This is a genomic window from Sulfitobacter sp. NFXS29 (genome assembly GCF_040148765.1).
Lineage (GTDB): Bacteria > Pseudomonadota > Alphaproteobacteria > Rhodobacterales > Rhodobacteraceae > Sulfitobacter.
Window position 1 is genome coordinate 250,641 of sequence record NZ_JAGDED010000002.1, and the last position, 14,791, is coordinate 265,431.

15 protein-coding genes are annotated in these 14,791 nt (G+C 62.7%); 8 read left to right on the forward strand and 7 right to left on the reverse strand.

What is annotated here, in order from left to right:
* Positions 1–2 precede the first annotated feature (2 nt).
* The 5 genes from motA to J3456_RS06120 all read left to right on the forward strand — a co-directional run bounded on the left by motA (position 3) and on the right by J3456_RS06120 (position 2,341).
* The gene (gene motA / locus J3456_RS06100) at positions 3–869 is read left to right on the forward strand and encodes a flagellar motor stator protein MotA (protein WP_120350409.1); all 867 of its coding nucleotides are present in this window, start codon (positions 3–5) and stop codon (positions 867–869) included.
* Complete coding sequence (locus J3456_RS06105) at positions 866–1,123, forward strand: hypothetical protein (RefSeq protein ID WP_349579348.1); 258 nt, start codon at positions 866–868, stop codon at positions 1,121–1,123. The genes motA and J3456_RS06105 overlap by 4 nt, the downstream gene beginning before the upstream one ends.
* Positions 1,120–1,545: a hypothetical protein gene (locus J3456_RS06110; protein WP_349579350.1), complete on the forward strand. Its 426-nt coding sequence runs from the start codon at positions 1,120–1,122 to the stop codon at positions 1,543–1,545. The genes J3456_RS06105 and J3456_RS06110 overlap by 4 nt, the downstream gene beginning before the upstream one ends.
* A gap of 159 nt (positions 1,546–1,704) precedes the next feature.
* Positions 1,705–1,971: a hypothetical protein gene (locus J3456_RS06115; RefSeq protein WP_349579351.1), complete on the forward strand. Its 267-nt coding sequence runs from the start codon at positions 1,705–1,707 to the stop codon at positions 1,969–1,971.
* A 31-nt stretch (positions 1,972–2,002) separates the two neighbouring features.
* Entirely contained in the window at positions 2,003–2,341 is a 339-nt protein-coding gene (locus tag J3456_RS06120) for a peptidoglycan-binding domain-containing protein (protein ID WP_349579352.1), read from the forward strand.
* Between the two features lie 30 nt (positions 2,342–2,371).
* Here J3456_RS06120 and J3456_RS06125 read toward each other — a convergent pair whose 3' ends face one another.
* Positions 2,372–3,289, reverse strand: a complete 918-nt coding sequence (locus tag J3456_RS06125) for an MYG1 family protein (protein ID WP_349579353.1) — start codon at positions 3,287–3,289, stop codon at positions 2,372–2,374.
* Positions 3,290–3,521: 232 nt separating this feature from the next.
* The gene (locus J3456_RS06130; RefSeq protein WP_349579354.1) at positions 3,522–4,238 is read right to left on the reverse strand and encodes a GntR family transcriptional regulator; all 717 of its coding nucleotides are present in this window, start codon (positions 4,236–4,238) and stop codon (positions 3,522–3,524) included.
* A gap of 124 nt (positions 4,239–4,362) precedes the next feature.
* On the opposite strand from J3456_RS06130, the gene J3456_RS06135 reads away from it, so the two are divergent.
* The 3 genes from J3456_RS06135 (at position 4,363) to J3456_RS06145 (ending at position 7,784) form a co-directional block, all read left to right on the forward strand.
* Positions 4,363–5,712 (forward strand): glutamine synthetase family protein, encoded by a 1,350-nt coding sequence (locus J3456_RS06135; RefSeq protein ID WP_349579355.1) that lies wholly within the window; start codon positions 4,363–4,365, stop codon positions 5,710–5,712.
* A complete protein-coding gene (locus J3456_RS06140) occupies positions 5,712–7,016 on the forward strand; it encodes an NAD(P)/FAD-dependent oxidoreductase (RefSeq protein ID WP_349579356.1) in 1,305 nt (434 codons plus the stop codon). Before J3456_RS06135 ends, J3456_RS06140 begins: the two co-directional genes overlap by 1 nt.
* A gap of 72 nt (positions 7,017–7,088) precedes the next feature.
* Positions 7,089–7,784, forward strand: coding sequence for a haloacid dehalogenase type II (locus J3456_RS06145; protein ID WP_349579357.1), 696 nt, complete (start codon positions 7,089–7,091; stop codon positions 7,782–7,784).
* Between the two features lie 3 nt (positions 7,785–7,787).
* Here the strand turns inward: J3456_RS06145 and J3456_RS06150 are convergent, their stop codons facing one another.
* From J3456_RS06150 to J3456_RS06170, 5 genes are all read right to left on the reverse strand, one after another.
* The gene (locus tag J3456_RS06150; RefSeq protein ID WP_349579358.1) at positions 7,788–8,522 is read right to left on the reverse strand and encodes an ABC transporter permease; all 735 of its coding nucleotides are present in this window, start codon (positions 8,520–8,522) and stop codon (positions 7,788–7,790) included.
* Positions 8,519–9,454 (reverse strand): ABC transporter ATP-binding protein, encoded by a 936-nt coding sequence (locus tag J3456_RS06155; RefSeq protein ID WP_349579359.1) that lies wholly within the window; start codon positions 9,452–9,454, stop codon positions 8,519–8,521. The genes J3456_RS06150 and J3456_RS06155 overlap by 4 nt, the downstream gene beginning before the upstream one ends.
* On the reverse strand, positions 9,451–10,617 hold the full coding sequence (locus J3456_RS06160) for an ABC transporter permease (protein WP_349579360.1): 1,167 nt from the start codon (positions 10,615–10,617) through the stop codon (positions 9,451–9,453). Before J3456_RS06160 ends, J3456_RS06155 begins: the two co-directional genes overlap by 4 nt.
* A gap of 17 nt (positions 10,618–10,634) precedes the next feature.
* On the reverse strand, positions 10,635–11,549 hold the full coding sequence (gene osmF / locus J3456_RS06165) for a glycine betaine ABC transporter substrate-binding protein OsmF (protein WP_349579361.1): 915 nt from the start codon (positions 11,547–11,549) through the stop codon (positions 10,635–10,637).
* Between the two features lie 190 nt (positions 11,550–11,739).
* Positions 11,740–14,790, reverse strand: a complete 3,051-nt coding sequence (locus tag J3456_RS06170; protein WP_349579362.1) for an efflux RND transporter permease subunit — start codon at positions 14,788–14,790, stop codon at positions 11,740–11,742.
* Position 14,791: the final 1 nt, after the last annotated feature.

Below are 14,791 nucleotides of genomic sequence, written 5' to 3' on the forward strand. Positions count from 1 at the left end.
CAATGACACTCTTGCTTGGTCTTGTAATGGTCTTCGGTCTGGTCTTTGGCGGCTTCATGCTGTCGGGGGGCAATATGGACATCGTCCTGCACGCCCTACCCTATGAAGGCATGATGATCGGCGGCGCCTCTCTCGGGGCTTTTGTGATCGCCAACTCCTTCTCGGTGGTGAAGTCATCGCTGGTCGGCGTGATGCGCGTGATCAAGGGGCCGCGTTGGAAGGCGGCGGATTACAACGATCTACTGGCGCTGATGTTCGAACTGGCGCGCCTATATAAGACCAAGGGCATCGTCGCGATGGACGAGCATATCGAAAACCCCGAGGCCAGCCCGATCTTTCAACGCTACCCCAAGCTGATGAAAGACCATTTTCTGACCGACCTCATCGCCGACAGCTTCCGCATGATGTCGATGCAATTCGACGACCGGTTCCAAATGGAAGACGTGTTGAACCGCAAGATCAAGAAGCACCACCATGAATCACTTGTCTCTGCCAGCGCGATCCAGAGCATGGCCGACGGGCTGCCCGCCATCGGCATCGTTGCGGCGGTTTTGGGGGTGATCAAAACCATGTCCTCGATCGACAAGCCGCCAGAGATCCTTGGCGCGATGATCGGCGGGGCCTTGGTGGGCACCTTCCTTGGCGTTTTCCTTGCCTACTGCATGGTGCAGCCCATCGCGGGCCGGTTGGAGCAGATCGAAGAGGAAGACGGTGCGATATATACCGTGATCCGCGACGTGATCGTGGCCATCGTGGCGGGCCACCCGCCCGGCATCTGCATCGAATTGGGCCGTGGCAACATCCCCACGACGAAACAGCCGAACTTCTCCGCCGTGGAGGCCTCGCAGCGCGAACTGCCCGCCGTATGATGCGCCCCCTGCCCCTGATCGCGCTCATCGCGCTTCTTGCCGGGCCGGGGCTGGCGGCTGGACCGGCCAAGGAAAAGGACGCGGAAGAGGTCGACAAGACCGCCGAAGCAGAGGCCCGGTTGCCCAACTCCATGCGTCGTCACGGTGTCATCGGCCATGTCCCCCCGATGGAGGGGCTACCGCTGCTTGACGCCGAAGTGCTGGAGCGGATGCGCGAGCGGCTCATTGTTCTGTCGCAGGGCGCCAAGCCGTGAAACCGCGGCGCGGCGACGGGCTGGCCGTATTGTCGCGGCTCAAACGCTTCGAGATGGAGAATGTGGCGCTGGAGATGGCCGAGGTGAACCGCGCCCTGACCCAGATCGAAGACGAACGTCATAGCCTGATGGAGCAGCTCAACGACCGTGGCGACCCCGATGCGGTGGAATCGACGCGCGTGGTCTCGGCATTCATTCGCAACGTTTCGGAAACGATCCACCGCAAAGAGGCCGAGGCCGAGCGGCTGCGCGCCGATAGCGCGGGCATTCATGACAGGCTGAACGGGCTCTTCGCCGAGGCCAAGCGCATTGACCTGATCCGCACCCGCCGCGCCGAGGCCCGTAAGCAGGCTGTGCAAGAGGCCGAAACGGCTGCCCAGGCCGAAGGCTTCCTCTCGATCTGGCTCGACGATCAGAGATAGGACCTATCGGTTTACGGGAAGTTTTTCGAAAATTTCCCTTAATTAGCGAATACTGGCCTAGAAAAGGCCGCAATTCCATTCCAACTAAATCACATTGTATTTGTCGCCGTCAGGGCGGTGCCGAAGCCAATTTTAGTTTGTTTATATAGGATACGATGTATGACCGATGCCCCCACCCACACCACCACAATCATCCATACCAAACCGCAGAAAAGCGTCGTTGCGGCGTTTTTCCTGACGCTACTTTTTGGCCCGCTGGGGCTGCTTTACGCCACCGTGGCAGGGGGAATCGTGATGATCATTCTCGCCATTCTCATCGGTATCGTGACCTTCGGTTTCGGCGCATTGATCACTTGGCCGCTGTCGATCATCTGGGGCGTCGTCGCCGCGTTGATGTCGAAACGCACGTCCTCGGCGCCTGCTTAACCCCCCCCGGCTTTACCAAAGAGGAATTACGATGAAACGAAGAGGATTTTTCACCGCCGCCGCTATCGGTGCCGCGACATTGCGTGTCGGCCCGCTCTATGCGCAATCGGCAGAGGTGACCCTTGCCGAGGTGCAGGCCCTGTTCCAAAGCCGCGACCTTGGCGCGCGCCGGATGGTGCAAGACAGCCTCAAACACGAAGGCTATTACACGGGGGCGATTGATGGCGCATGGGGGCCAGGGACCGCAGAGGGCTTTCGCGCGCTCATGGCCTCCGACCGCTACCAGCGTCATGCGCCGACATGGACTTTCGCCCATGAGATACAGGTCAGCGAAACGATGTTTTTCCTGACCTCCGACGCCTATATGTGACCTCTGCCGGGGCCCTTTGGGGCCTCGGCCTTACTCGGCTTGCGCGACCGCCAGTTCGGCCATGCGCAGCGCCGCCTCTCGGGTTGCCGCCACGGCGATGAAGCGCGCGTTGTGGCAGAATTTTGCGCTCGGCACGCCGCTTGCAGTCTCCAATTCGGCATCCGTTAACCCGGCCCAAGCCTCGGGCAGATCGGCGCGGGCCTCGAAGCTGTCGCCGCTTTTGCGGATCGTGGTCAGAGCCCAATCGTCCCCGCGCGGGTGCACGACGAATAGCAGATGATCCGCTCCGGCCTTCTCCACCGCCGAGCGGAAGGGCATGCCCGTCGGCAATTCCAACACGCGCCCGCTGCCTGCCGCCTCAATGGCCTGCATCACCATCGACTCGGCCCGGCGTTTGGCGGCCTTGCCCTTGATCGCGGCTTCGACAAAGGCCCGGGCAACTGGCAAAGCGGCCATGAAGGCGCGGTCGTCGGCATCTTCGCCCCGTTCATCGAAAACGGGTTTTAGTGTCTCCAGCAGCACCGGCAGGGTCATGCCCGCCAGCGGCCCTGCCACCGACGGCTCAAGCGCGCCATTGTCGATCAGGTCAACCGGCAGCACGAAACCTTGGTCGAAGCTGCGGTGAATATCCTCAAGGTCCGCCTCGGGCAGGTCAAAGCTGCGCAGATAGTCGCGGCCATAGTGCTGCCAAATCAACCCGAAAGAGCTGAAAGGCTGGCCATCTTCGCGCAGCGGGCCGGGGCGTTGGTGGTGGTCAAAGATCAACGCCTCGGCGTCGTAATCGCGGCCTACGTCATAGATGATCCGCCCGGCGCCCGGCGTGATCCACTGGGCGTCACGGCTGCGCAGCAGGGTCGCTTCCGGGTAGAGCCGTGTCAGAATGACGGAGGACAAAAGCTCATCCGCGTGAAAGCCGCCCGAATGGGTGACGAGATGGGTGATGGTCATGGGGCTGGCTCCGCTCGGGCTGGGGAAATCGGTCTTTTAGGTCGGCTCGCGCCCCCATACTGCGCGGCGCGGACCAAGTGCAAGCCGCCCGCCTCAGCGCGACAGCGCGGCCAGCGTGACCGAGACGGGATCGAGGATGAAGGCGCGTAGCCCCCTGCCCCCATCCTTCGGCGCAGTTCTAGCCTGATCGCCGTAGGAATTTATGGTTCCAAGGCCAGACGCCGCTCTGGACCTAGATCTGGCCCGCTTCCCCGCCCGCCTCTGCCGCCAGCAGCTTGCGGCCGGTGTCGAGCACCCCGTCGACGATGTCATTGGCAATCGCCGCGCTTAGCGCCGCGCCATCGCGTGCGGTTAGCGCCGCCAACACCTCTTTGTGCCGGTCGATCTGATAGTATTCCGCCACCTCAGTGATGACCTGCCGCTGAAAGGGACCGAGTTGCAGCCAGATGCTTTCGATCATCGGCAAGGACGCCTGCGCCGGGTTCACCGAATACAGCATCCGGTGAAAGGCTTGGTTCTGCAGCGTCAGTTGATCCGAGTCCCGTTCCGCCACAAACCGATCCATACTGCCGTCGATCTCGGTCAGCCTGTCGATCACGATGTCCGAGATATAGGGCAAGGCGCGCAGGGCGGCGTGGGTCTCGACCGCGATGCGCAGGGCGACCAGTTCCTCGAACCGGTCAGAGGTCATCAGCGGCACGGTCAGGCGGCGGTTGTCCTTGATCTGGATGGCATGTTCCGAACTCAGCCGCCGCACTGCCTCGCGCACCGGGGTCGGGCTGAGGCCAAGACGCTCTGCAATGCCGCGCATGGTCAGCGAGGTGCCGGGCGTGATCGCGCCAAGCATGATCGCATTGCGCAGCCGCTCATAGACATATTCCTGCGTCGTCCCGCCCGGAATCTCAGGGATTTCGGGGATGTTGAGCGCGTCGTTTTCGGTGTCGATCATCGGGCCGCCTTTGGTCTTTCGCCGCTGACCATACGCTCCGGGGCGATTGACAGACAAGCAAATAGTGGTATGACGTTTATCTAAATGGTATCACATTTTCAGGTTCGATATCGAAAGGAACCCCATGTCTCAGAGCAAAGCCGAAGCCTGGCTGGCGCAACATCCCGAAATCGAATCTATCTTTGCCTGTGTCTGCGACCTTAACGGCACCATGCGCGGCAAGCGGGTGCCAGCGGATCAAGTCTCTAAGGTTGTCGAAGGCGGGCTGCGCATGCCCCTGTCCATCGTTGGCATGGATATCTGGGGCGAAGACGTCGAAAACAGCGAACTGGTGTTTGAGACCGGGGATTCCGACGGGCTGTGCGATTTCACGGGCCGCCCCTTGATGCCCATCACATGGACTTCGCGCCCGACCGCGCTTGCGATGCTCTGGATGCGTCAGGAAAACGGCGCCCCCTTCCCCGGCGATCCGCGCCGGGCGCTGGCCGAAGTGGCGGCCAAGTTCAAAGCACGTGGCCTCACCCCCGTGGTCGCGACCGAGTTGGAGTTCTACCTTGTCGACCCGTCCGAGGATCACCCACAGGCGCCCTGCTCTCCGGTCACCGGCAAGCGGCTGGATTCCGACGGCGCGCTGTCGCTGGACGAGTTGCAGCATTTCGATGAGTTCCTGAACGAGGTCTATGACGCCTGCGAATTGCAGGGCATCCCGGCGGATGCGGCGATCTCGGAAAACGGGGCGGGCCAGTTCGAGATCAACATGCGCCATGTCGACGATCCGCTGCGGGCCGCCGATGATGCGGTGCTGTTCAAACGGCTGGTGCGCGGCATCGCCCGCAAACATGGCTTCGCCGCAACCTTCATGGCCAAACCCTATGGCGATCTGGCGGGCAGCGGTTTTCACGTGCATTTCTCGCTGGTCGATGAAAACGGCGTTAACGTCTTTGACAATGGCGGGGATGAGGGCACGCCCCTGATGCTCAACGCCGTCGCAGGTCTGTTGGCGACCATGCAACAAAACACGCTGACCTTCGCACCGCATGAAAACTCCTATCGCCGCTTGCTGCCGGGTGCCCATGCGCCGACCAATGTCGCTTGGGGCTATGAAAACCGCACCGCCGCGATCCGCATCCCCGGCGGAGATGCCAAGGCCCGGCGCATCGAACACCGCGTCGCCGGAGCCGATGCCAACCCCTATCTGGTGCTGACCAGCATCTTGGGCGGCGCGCTTTTAGGGATCGAGCAAGACATGCAGCCCGTCGCCCCGATCACAGGCGACGCCTATACGATGAAGCTCGACAACCTGCCGCTCGACTGGGCCACCGCCATCGACGCCTTCCGCAAAGGGCCGGATGTGCCCGGCATTTTCTCATCGCGGTTGCAGACCATGATGGTCGAATGCAAGACCCAAGAGCTGCGCAAATTCGCGCGGCAAGTGACCCATTTCGAATATGATACCTATCTGGAGATCGTCTGATGTCTCGTCCCCCCTACGCCGGTGACGGCAGCCATACGTCAAGCTACTACGCGGCCTCGGCCAACCCGTCGCCGGATCGCCCCGAACTGAAGGGCGATCACGAGATCGACGTTTGCATCGTCGGCGCGGGCTATAGCGGGCTGTCGACGGGACTGCATCTGGCCGAGAAGGGCTATAAGGTCGCCATCATCGAAGGCGCGCGCGTGGGCTGGGGGGCCTCTGGGCGCAACGGCGGGCAGATCGTCAACGGGCTGAACGCCAGCCTGCAAACGATCAAACGCCGCTATGGTCAGGACACGGCAACCTTCGTGGCTGGCCTTGTGCAAGAGGGTGGCGAGATCATCCGCGAGCGGGTCCGCACCTATGACATCCAATGCGACCTCAAGGAAAAGAACATCTTCACCGGCCTCACGCCTGCGCATATGCGCGAGTTGGAAGAGCGGCAGAAGCTCTGGCAGGGATACGGCATCGACAATCAAGAGATGCTGGATAAGGACCAGTTGCGCACCCACATCAATTCCGACCTCTATGAAGGCGGGCTGATCGACCATTCGGGCGGCCATATGCACCCGCTCAACCTTGCCCTTGGCGAAGCGGCGGCGTTTGAGAAAAACGGCGGCACGATCTATGAGATGTCCCCCGTGACAGATGTCGATCACGACGCCCCACGCCCCGTGGTCAGAACCGCCAAGGGCACGATGACCTGCAAGACGCTGGTGCTCTGCGGCAATGCCTACCTTGGCCATGTGGTGCCCACGCTGACCCCGCGCGTAATGCCCGTCTCGACCCAAGTCATGGCCACCGAACCACTCAGCGAGGCGCAGGCTCACGCGCTGCTGCCCACCGATGCCTGCGTCGAAGACATCCGCTATATCCTCGACTACTACCGCTTGTCAGGCGACAAACGCATGCTTTTCGGTGGCGGCACCGTCTATGGCGGCGCCGATCCGCGCGACATCAAGGCCAAGCTCAAGCGCAACATGGACAAGGTCTTCCCCCAACTCAAAGACGTGAAGATCGACTATGCCTGGAGCGGCAACTTTGCCCTGTCCTTCAGCCGTGTCCCGCAGATGGGCCGGATCGGCGACAACACCTATTTCGCGCATGGTTACAGCGGCCATGGCGTGACCGGCTCGCATACCTTCGGGCGCATCCTTTCGGAAGCGATTGACGGCGATCTGACCCGCTTTGATGTCTTCGCTAATGTGCCGTGGTTCCCCTTCCCCGGCGGGCGCATGTTGCGCGTGCCCTATTCGGTGATGGGTTCATGGTGGTACGGGCTGCGCGACCGTTTGGGGGTCTGAAACCTTTTGACAGGGCTGGGGGTTTCTTCACAATGACCGGGCGCATCGCCCGCCGTGACAGGAAGGACCCCCATGCCCGATCAAAAACCCGTCTCTACAATCGTCTTCGACGTGAACGAGACCCTGCTCGACATCACGACGCTGGAACCGCTCTTCGCGCGGGTGTTCGGCAACGCCACAGTCCTGCGCGAATGGTTTGCCGAGCTGATCCTCTACTCTCAGACCATGACCCTCTCGGACCGATATGCCCCCTTCGGTGCGCTGGCGGGGGGTGTCTTGCGGATGGTCGGCGCGAACAAGGGCGTGACAATCAGCGATGAGGACGTGGCCGAGTTAAAATCCCTCATCGGCTCCATGCCCGCCCATCCGGATGTCGCCCCCGCCCTGCGCAAGCTGCGCGAGGCAGGTTTCCGGCTGGTCACGCTGACCAACTCGCCCCCCTCCCCCGCGCCCACACCGCTAGAGAAAGCTGGCATCGCTGACTTCTTCGACCGCAGTTTTAGCGTCGATGAGGTGGAAAAATTCAAACCCCATCCGGCGACCTACCAGATGGTGGCCGATGCGTTGGACCTACAAACCGATGACCTTTGCATGGTGGCCTGCCATCTTTGGGACACCATCGGCGCGCAAGCGGCGGGCTGTCAGGGGGCCTTTCTGACCCGCCCCAACAACAACCTGATTGAGGCCGAAAACGTCCCGCAGCCGCACTACCTCTCAACCGATCTGGAGGATTTGGCCGAGCAGATCATCGCCGCGAACGGGGGCTGAGCCTTAGCCGCCCATGCGCCGCGCCAGCCGCGTTTCAAGCTGCACCATCGCGTCATAGATCAGCACCGCAAACAGCCCCACCGCCAGCCCGCCTTGCACAACGAAAGCGGTGTTATTCGTCAGCAGCCCCGCGATGATCACCTCACCCAAGGTCCGCGCCGCCACGGTCGAGCCGATGGTCGCCGTGCCAAGTGCGATGACCACCGACAGCCGGATGCCCGTCAGCGTCACCGGCAGGGCCAACGGCAGTTCCACCCGCCACAGCCGCTGCCAACGGCTCAGCCCGATGCCGCGCGCGGCCTCCATCGTTGCGGGCGGCAGATTGGTCAGCCCCGTCACCGCGTTCTCGAAAATCGGCAAAAGCCCATAGAGAAACAGTGCCACCAGCGTCGGCCCTGCGCCAAAGCCCAAGGCGGGCACGGCCAGCGCCAGAACCGCGACGGGCGGAAAGGTCTGCCCCATGTTGGTGATGGTGCGTGACAGCGGGCGGAACGCCGCGCCTGCCGGGCGGGTCACAAGGATCGCCAGCATCACCGCCACCACCGTCGCCGCAGCCGAGGCCATCGCGACCAGCGCCAGATGGCTCAGCGAGAGCGACAAGAGCGAGGCGCGCGTGTAGATCACCGGGCCATTCTCCGGCGCCAAGGGCGCAAGCAGCGGCGTGAACCACTCAGGCCGCAGGACCAAAGCCAGCAATACCGCCACCAAAAAGGGCCGCAGGATCCACCCGATCCTCATGCGTGCTGTCCGGCCCGCGCGCGGATCGCATCCAGCGTCACGCGGCCCAATGGCACGCCATCTCTCGTGACCGGCACCGCCCCATGCCCGGACCACAGACAGGCCGAGAGCGCGTCGCGCAGGCTGGCGTCGGCAGACAGCGGTATGCCCTCGGCGGTGCCTTCTTCGATCAACTCAGATACGGGGATCAGAGAGAGCAGCCGCAAGGGTCGCTCCACATCGCCGACCATATCCGCGACGAAATCCGTCGCAGGATCGGCGATGATCTCGGCGGGGGTGCCGTGCTGCACCAGATGCCCCCCGTCCATCACCGCCACGCGATCGCCGAGCCGGATCGCTTCTTCCATGTCGTGGGTCACCAGCATAATGGTCGAGCCAAGCCGCTGCTGGATGTGCCGCAGGTCCTCTTGCGCGCGGGTGCGAATGATCGGGTCCAGCGCGCCGAAGGGTTCGTCCATCAACAAAAGATCGGGCCGCGAGGCCAAGGCCCGCGCCACACCGACACGCTGTTGCTGCCCGCCCGACAGTTCCGCCGGATAGCGGTCGCGGAATTGCGCAGGGTCCATCGAGAATAGCGCGAGCAGTTCATCCACCCGCGCCGCGATCTTGTCGCGCGGCCAGCTCAGCAGTTGCGGCACCGCGCCGATGTTGCGCCCCACGGTGTGATGCGGGAACAGCCCGTGCCCTTGGATGGCATAGCCTATCCGCCGTCGCAGGATATGCGGCTTGACCGATAGGGTAGATTCCCCGTTGATCCGCACCTCGCCCGAGGTCGGCTCCTCCAGCCGGTTGATCATCCGCAAAAGCGTCGTTTTGCCCGACCCAGAGGTGCCAACGATCACCGTGATCGTGCCCGTCTCGACCGTCATCGACACGGAATCCACCGCCCGGATATCGCCATAGGTCTTGGTAATTCGGTCGATCTCGATCATGTGCTGTCCTTTGGGGTCTTGCGGGTCAGTTCGACCAATATGTCCATCACGATGGCCGCCGTAAGCGCCAGCACCACGGTCGGCAAAGCACCCAGCAGGATCAGATCGGTCGCGGTCTGGTTCAGCCCTTGGAAGACGAACGTGCCGAACCCGCCGCCGCCGATCAGCCCGGCGATGACCGCCAGCCCGATGTTCTGCACCAATACGATGCGCAGCCCGGTCAGGATGATCGGCAGGCCCAGCGGCAACTCCACCCGCAACAGGCGCTGCAGCGGCGTCATCCCCATGCCGCGTGCGGCCTCAAGCGCCGCAGGCGGCGCAGAAGCGAGCCCCGCAACCGTGTTGCCGACCACGGGCAGCAGCGAATAAAGCACCAGTGCGAGAAAGGCGGGCGCAAAGCCGATGCCCGCAATGCCAAGCGCCCGCGCGCCGGGCAAGTTCGCCCCAACCCAGCCGAGGATCGGGATCATCAAGCCAAACATGGCAAGCGAAGGGATGGTTTGCAGAAAGCTCAGCACCGGCAAGGTGGCACCGCGCAGACTGGCAAGGCGGTGGCACAGCACCCCAAGTGGGAAGCCAATCACCGCTGCGGCAGCAAGCGAGCCGAAGGCCAGCCCGAGATGACGCAAGAATTCCCGCCCGAAAGCATCCGCCCGGCTGGCGTATTCCCGCATCACCGACAGATCAGACAGCGCGCCCGACAACAGGATCGCGCCCAGCACCGCGAGCACCGCCGCCAGAACGCCGCCGCGCATCAGCGGCCCCGGTGCCATCGCGGCCAGCGCATCGGCCATGAGCAACATGAAAACAACCAGCAGACACCAAAACCCTACCGAAGGTGACACACGCGCATATTCACCCGCCCCGGCCAGCAGGCCAGACGCGCCTTGGGTCAGCAGCCACAAGAGCCCGCCCAACCCCAAAACCGCGCCGCCGATACGCAGGTTATTGCGGCCCGCTGGCAGCCCCATGACCAGCCCTGCGCCAATCGCGGCAAGGCCGGGCAGCACCACGGGGAAGCTGGCCACGCGCCATGCCATCACCCCCTCGCCCGCGACGATGCGGTTGGCCGCCAGTGTCATGAACGGGGTCAACAGCGCCGCCGCGCCCAGCACGGCGAACAAAAGCCCCGGCGCAGAAATCCCTGCGCCGGGGCCGGTCAATGTCCGCGTGGCGGAGATCAGTCCAGCACCCCGGTCTCGGTCAGATAAGCGCGGGCTACTGCCTCAGCAGGCTCCCCGCCGACCTGAATGCGACCGTTAAGCTTTTGCAGCGTTGCCATGTCGAGCCCGGCAAAGATCGGGTTCAGCACCTCGGCGATCTGGGGGTATTCCTCCAGCACTTCGGCGCGGACGATGGGCGCGGGCTCATAGACCGGCTGCACGCCCTTGTCGTCTTCCATCACCACAAGGCCGGTCGCACCGACACCGCCATCGGTGCCATAGACCATCGCCGCATTCACGCCCGATGTGCCACGCGCCGCCGCCTGAATGGTCGCCGCCGTGTCACCGCCCGACAGGATCACGGTCTGGTCTTGGGTCAACGAGAAACCGTAAGTCTCTTGCATCGCGGGCAGCACGGCCGGCGAGGACACGAACTCGGTCGAGGCGGCAAGCTTCACCTCACCGCCCTCGGCCACCCATGCGCCGAAATCGGACATGGTGGTGAGGTTGTTTTCCTCGGCCAGCGGGCCGGTCACGGCGATGGCCCAAGTGTTGTTGGCCGGCGCGGAATCGAGCCAAGTGACGTTATTCTCACCGCCATCCAATTCCTTAGCGCGGGCATGGGCCTTGGCCGCATCTTTCCAGACATCGCTTTCCGCTTCGTTAAAGAAGAAGGCCGCGTTGCCGGTGTATTCGGGGTAAATGTCGATCTGATCGGACAGGATCGCTTCGCGCACCACCTGTGTGCCGCCCAGTTGCAGACGGCGTTCAACCGGCAGGCCCGCATCTTCGAGCGCCAGTGCGATGACATTGCCCAAGAGACCGCCTTCGGTGTCGATCTTGGACGAAACGGTGATCTCGGCAGAGGCGGCAGAAGCCAGAGCGGCGGCAAGACCAGCGGCGGCGGCGGTAGAAATAATACGGGGACCCATGGGCGGAGAACTCCTTGAAACAATGGCCAGACACGGCGACGCGCCGTTTGAAAATGGTAAGGTAGCTGGCATTTTTGCGAAACCAAGGATGGATTGCACGGCGGCGCGGAATTTTTACCGCACGCGGATACGCCAAAGGGCGCGCCCGGCGTGACCGGGCGCGCCCTTCGTATTGCTGCGACACACCCCGCTAGGCCGCGCGCGCAGCCTCAGCTTCCCGCGCGGCGCTGCGTTTGAAGAAGATGAAGTAGAGCACCGGTGCCGCAATCAGGGTCAAGACCGATGCAAAGGCCAGCCCGCCCATGATCGTTGCCGCCATGGACTGAAAGAAGGCATCCGACAACAGCGGCAGCATCCCCAGAATGGTCGTCGCCGCGGCAAGGAATACCGGACGCAAACGCGAGGTCGATGCAAGCACGATGGCGTCCTTCAACTCCATCGTCGGATCGGCAGCACGGGTAAGGTCGATTTCTTCCACCAGCACGATGCCATTCTTGATCAACATCCCCGAGAGCGACAACAGCCCCAGAAGCGCGGTGAAGGTAAACGGCAACCCCGTCCCGAGCAGCGCAAGGCTGACCCCGTTCACCGCCATCGGCACCAAGAGCCAAATGATGATCGGCTGTTTCAGCGCGTTGAACAGCAGGACCGAGATCAGCACCATGATGATAATGCTGAAGGGCAACTGTTTGCCCAAAGCGGCCTGCGCTTCGCCCGCGCTTTCCAACTCGCCGCCCCATTCCATGGCATAGCCTTCGGGGATTTCCATCGCTTCGATGGTTTCCTGTACCTCGGCCTGCACCTGTGCCGCCGTGACACCGCGCGGGATATCGGCCCCCACGGTGATCACATCGGCCCGGTCGCGGCGGTAGAGCAGCGTGTCCTGCGGCTCGAACCTGAAACCATCGGTCACCTGCTCCATCGGGACCAGCGCATTGGTGTTCTGCGCATAGATCACATGGTCCGTCAGCGCCAGATCGGCATCCTGCGGGGCGCGGATCACGATGGGGATCTGACGATCCCGCTCGCGGAAGGTGCCGCCGCTGGTGCCTTCGGTGGCGAACTTCAGGGTCTCCGTGATCTCGGTCCGAGAGATGCCCGCGTCCTGTGCACGTTCCTCGGCATAGATCGGACGCAGCACCAATTCACGCTCGCGCCAATCCTGACGCGGGGTGATGATATTGTCCGATGCCGCCTGCATCCGCGCCATGGCCTCATCCGCCAGTTCGCGCAGCACATTCGGATTGCGACCCGAGAAACGCACCTCGATCGGGGCACCGCCACCGGGGCCAAAGGCCAGACGCTTGGCCCGGAACTCCCCCTGCGGGACCGCATCAACGGCAAACGCCTCCAGCGCGTCCATCTCAACTTGGATCACGTCAAGCGCGGTGACCCGGACGATTAGATGCCCATAGCTGGGGTTGGGGTCTTCGGCCTGATAGGTCAGCATGAAACGCGCCGCGCCCTGCCCCGCGTAAGAGGTCACGTCCTCAACATTGTCCCGCGCGACCAGCCAATCTTCGAGCACGGCCAGATCGTTGGATGTCTGATGGATCGACGACCCCTGCGGCAGTTTGTAATGCACGAAGTACAGCGGTGTGTTGCTGTCGGGGAAGAACTGCTGCTTGATCTGTCCAAAAAGGGCATAGCACACCGCCGTCCCGGCAATCAGCGCCACGATCACCAACCAACGCAGCTTGAGCGAGGCACGCAGCACGGCGGCATAGCCCTTGAAGATTGCGCCGTCATAGCCGCCAGCCCCGCCTTCGGCCCCACGTTTGAAAAAGTAATGCCCCAAAAGCGGCGTCGCGGTGATGGCCAAGAGCCAAGAGAGCAGCAGCGAGATCGCGATAACGGCAAAGAGTGAGAAAAGGAATTCACCCGTCGCATCGGGGCTTAGCCCGATCCCGGCAAAGGCCATGATCCCGATGACCGTGGCCCCCAGAAGCGGGATCTGCGTCTTGCTTGCCGCCTCGGTCGCCGCATCGCGAGCGCTTTTGCCCTGCTGCATTGAGATTTGCATCCCCTCGGCCACAACGATCGCGTTGTCGACAAGCATCCCCATCGCGATGATCAACGCCCCGAGCGAGATACGCTCCATTTCAATCGCGCCGAGCGCCATGAAAAAGAGCGTCCCCACCACCGTCAGCAACAAGGTGGAGCCCACCACGATCGCTGCGCGCCAGCCCATAAAGACGGCCAGCACGGCCACCACGATGGCAACGGACATGGCAAGGTTTAGCAAAAAGGCGTTCGATGCCTCTTCGACGACCCTGTGCTGGCGGTAGATCGATTCAATTGAGATGCCCAAGGGCAGCGTCTTGCGCAGCTGCTCCAGCTTGTCGTCGACCCGTTTGCCGATGTCGACGATGTTCTCGGTCGCGATCCCTGCAACACCGACGGTAAAGGCCTCCTGCCCATTGTGGCGGATCACCAGATCAGGGTCGGCTTCGCGGGTGCGGTAGATATTGGTCACATCGGCAAGGTTGATGACCTGACCGCCCACCCCCACCGACAGCGCCGCAATCTCGGACACGCTGTCAGAGCCTTCGGGCCGCTGGATCAAAGTGCGCCCATCTGCGTCTTGAATGGCGCCCCCATCGACGATCTCATTGGCGCTGGATACCGCGCCGACGATGGCCGTGGGGGGGATGCCAAGCGTGGTGCTCAGCGCAAGCTGCGGCTCGACATAGATCACCTCATTGGGCACGCCCGACAGCGCCACATCCGACACGCCATCGACCAGCAGCAATTCGCGCCGCAGATAGGTGGACAGCTCATTCACCTCTGCATCGGAGTAGCCCTCGGCGGTGACGGCGTAATAAAGGCCGTAAACATCGCCGAAACCGTCGTTCACATAGGGCTGCGTCGCCCCGCTGGGCATGGCGGCCTCGTTCACGCGGTTGCGCAGTTTGGTCCAGATTTCCGGCAGTTCGGACCCGTCAAAGGTGTCCTGCATGTTGACCGTGATCCACGACAGACCGGGCTGGTTCATGGATTGAATGTCCTTGATCTCGGACATCTTCTGGATTTGCGATTCCAGCGGTTCGGTGACCTCTAGCGCCACCTCTTCGGCAGAAGCACCGGGGTATTGGGTCACGACCACGGCGGTTTTGATGGTAAAGGCCGGGTCTTCGAGGCGGCCAAGGGTTGCAAAGCCCCAGATGCCGCCCAGAAGACAGATCAGCATGATGATCCAAGTATAGATCGGGCGGTTGATCGACAGACGTGCGATATCCATG

What these genes read in the sequence shown, in the direction of transcription:
- J3456_RS06120 (WP_349579352.1), top strand. Translation starts at nt 2,003, where the DNA reads ATGAAACGAAGAGGATTTTTCACCGCCGCCGCTATCGGTGCCGCGACA.
- motA (WP_120350409.1), top strand. Translation starts at nt 3, where the DNA reads ATGACACTCTTGCTTGGTCTTGTAATGGTCTTCGGTCTGGTCTTTGGC.
- J3456_RS06115 (WP_349579351.1), top strand. Translation starts at nt 1,705, where the DNA reads ATGACCGATGCCCCCACCCACACCACCACAATCATCCATACCAAACCG.
- osmF (WP_349579361.1), bottom strand. Translation starts at nt 11,549, where the DNA reads ATGGGTCCCCGTATTATTTCTACCGCCGCCGCCGCTGGTCTTGCCGCC.
- J3456_RS06155 (WP_349579359.1), bottom strand. Translation starts at nt 9,454, where the DNA reads ATGATCGAGATCGACCGAATTACCAAGACCTATGGCGATATCCGGGCG.
- J3456_RS06145 (WP_349579357.1), top strand. Translation starts at nt 7,089, where the DNA reads ATGCCCGATCAAAAACCCGTCTCTACAATCGTCTTCGACGTGAACGAG.
- J3456_RS06125 (WP_349579353.1), bottom strand. Translation starts at nt 3,289, where the DNA reads ATGACCATCACCCATCTCGTCACCCATTCGGGCGGCTTTCACGCGGAT.
- J3456_RS06105 (WP_349579348.1), top strand. Translation starts at nt 866, where the DNA reads ATGATGCGCCCCCTGCCCCTGATCGCGCTCATCGCGCTTCTTGCCGGG.
- J3456_RS06135 (WP_349579355.1), top strand. Translation starts at nt 4,363, where the DNA reads ATGTCTCAGAGCAAAGCCGAAGCCTGGCTGGCGCAACATCCCGAAATC.
- J3456_RS06140 (WP_349579356.1), top strand. Translation starts at nt 5,712, where the DNA reads ATGTCTCGTCCCCCCTACGCCGGTGACGGCAGCCATACGTCAAGCTAC.
- J3456_RS06130 (WP_349579354.1), bottom strand. Translation starts at nt 4,238, where the DNA reads ATGATCGACACCGAAAACGACGCGCTCAACATCCCCGAAATCCCTGAG.
- J3456_RS06170 (WP_349579362.1), bottom strand. Translation starts at nt 14,790, where the DNA reads ATGGATATCGCACGTCTGTCGATCAACCGCCCGATCTATACTTGGATC.
- J3456_RS06150 (WP_349579358.1), bottom strand. Translation starts at nt 8,522, where the DNA reads ATGAGGATCGGGTGGATCCTGCGGCCCTTTTTGGTGGCGGTATTGCTG.